General features: G+C 38.7%; 1 protein-coding gene. It reads right to left on the bottom strand.

The features are described from left to right. A partial coding sequence (locus tag Q1A60_RS21525; protein ID WP_300008520.1) for an Ig-like domain-containing protein occupies nt 1-292 on the bottom strand: 292 nt, incomplete at both ends.

The following is a 292-nucleotide window of genomic DNA, read 5'->3' on the forward strand; positions in this document are numbered from 1 at the left end:
TTACTGTAGCTGTCTCTGTAGCTGTAGATCCGTCTGGATTTGTTACCTCTACTGTATAATCAAAAGTATCCGTTCCACAGAAATCAGGATCTGGTGTGTATGTTACCGTTCCATCTGCATTGATCGTTACGGTTCCATTGGATGGATCAGTTACATCTATTACTTCTACATCACTGTTAGGATCAAACGTATCATTATCTAATACATCAATATCCACTGGAGTATCCTCATCTGTACTAACCGTATCATCCATTACATCATCAACACAAGCAACTTCAACAATTACTGTAGC

The sequence above is a fragment of the uncultured Dokdonia sp. genome (assembly GCF_947492535.1).
Lineage (GTDB): Bacteria > Bacteroidota > Bacteroidia > Flavobacteriales > Flavobacteriaceae > Dokdonia.